The following is a 1790-nucleotide window of genomic DNA, read 5'->3' as shown; positions in this document are numbered from 1 at the left end:
TTTCAACGCGCGCTCGGAACAAGGCGGAGGCGACTTTTGTTCCTTCCAAGTAGCACTGCCGACGTAGAAGCATGACATCGAGGATAGCGTTATGGGTGCGGATCCGCGACGGCGGCCTAGCGGCGAAATGATAACGAAGATCGCCCGATAGTCGGGGTTCCTCTCCCACGATCAGGATGGAAAGCTCCCGGATGTGGTTCGACCATGTTCGCGCTATGTATGACCCGGCCGACGCATGTTTGATGCGCGGGTTCCAGACGCCCGCGCATTTCTACCTGCAGAGCAGTTCTGACATCCGACACGCGTTCTTAATGGAGTAACCGTCCCGATCATTGTTGAAATAAACCCAGACGGTCTTGGCGCCGCATGTGTGTATGCGTTCGGCCCACACTTTAAGCTCGTCGTCGCTGTAGTCATGGCGATACCACTGCTTGATCCCGTGGAATCTAACATAGATGTCGTCTGAAGTCCGTACGAGTTCATCCGGCAGCCGGGGCCCACTGCATGAACAGAAAATGACCTGGGCGGCGTTGAATGCTTGGTAGACGTTCGCGTTCCACCAGCTCTTGTGCCGAAACTCGACAACATTTCTGCAACGCGGGTCGAGTTGTGAAATGATCGAATGCAAGAGTTCCGGACTGTAACGCAAACTAGGCGGCAGTTGAAAAAGAAAGCATCCCATCTGAGATCCGAGAAGGTCAGCGATGTAGCCGAAATCTTTAATGAGGATCGCTGTATCCTCGAATCGCTTGATATGGGTTATCAGTTCGCAGACTTTGATGGTGTAAATGAAATTGGGCTCCGCCTGGCGGATCCAGGTCTTTACTGCACTGACTGTTGGCCAGGAATAGAACGGGGCGTTTAGCTCGACAGTGCTGAAATGGTCCTGATAAATAGCGAACCATCGGTTCGCCGGAACTTCTGCTGGATAGAAGTTCCCTTTCCAATGCCAATAGTACCACCCGGAACAACCGATATGGATGCTTCCGGCTAGCGGATCGGCGGCCATGACCTCGGCGGCGTCCGGGCTTGCAAGGCGAACCTTGTGCATTTTGTTAGCTCGTTCAAAATTCGCTTCCCGCTGGTTTTGCCGGCGCTCTTTACGCCGAGCCCGTCGGGCAGCGATTTCTTCTGCTGTGCGTTCTGCCAAGATATAAGCCTCCTGGTCGAGGTACGCGCAAGTCGGTGATATCACTTGGTCACCAGTGGACGATTTACGCCAACGGTCTAACAGGCCAAGGACCGAAAGGTTTCCTGCGGAAAGGCGTGAAAGACATGAGGGCATGATACCATCAGCTAATGCGCAAACTGACGCTCCACCCCGAGCCTTTACTTGAGCGCCGCCCTGCTCGACGACCCCTACATCCGCATCGGCGATACAGCTTATGCGGCCGCCAAGTACGGTGCCATGCTGCCCGCTACTGCCACTTGTTCCACAGCGTCGGGGGCACCTGTTCAAGAAGACCCCGGCCTTCCGCCCGCTTAATAGCTGGCAGTTTGATATCCGGGATGACAACATGCGCCACCGAAGGCCTAGTTTCCCCGCCAACGAAGCAGATCAAAAAAAGCCCTGCTGGGGACGCAGGGCGAGAAGGGAAATGACGGCTTTGAGAGGGGTTAATTCGCTCAGAGCGCTACTCAAACGCGGGGTGATCGCTTTGGTTTCGCCGGCTCCGGCGATCACGCTGCCGCTGCGAGCGGTGACTTTACCATCAGGCGATTAAATAAGGGAAAGCTTAAAACGACAATTAAACCCTATGTGACGATCGGCACGGGTAGCTGGTTGAATG

At 54.9% G+C, this 1790-nt stretch carries 1 protein-coding gene; it reads right to left on the bottom strand.

Annotated elements, in window-relative coordinates:
* Window positions 1-271: 271 nt before the first annotated feature.
* Window positions 272-1051: a DUF72 domain-containing protein gene (locus tag AAAB35_RS21070; RefSeq protein WP_340670233.1), complete on the bottom strand. Its 780-nt coding sequence runs from the start codon at window positions 1049-1051 to the stop codon at window positions 272-274.
* Between the last annotated feature and the right edge of the window lie 739 nt (window positions 1052-1790).

Source organism: Phyllobacterium sp., assembly GCF_037994425.1.
GTDB lineage: Bacteria > Pseudomonadota > Alphaproteobacteria > Rhizobiales > Rhizobiaceae > Phyllobacterium.
The sequence above is the reverse complement of the archived record's forward strand: the minus strand, read 5'-3'. Positions and strand labels throughout refer to the sequence as shown.

What these genes read in the sequence shown, in the direction of transcription:
- AAAB35_RS21070 (WP_340670233.1), bottom strand. Translation starts at nt 1,051, where the DNA reads ATGCACAAGGTTCGCCTTGCAAGCCCGGACGCCGCCGAGGTCATGGCC.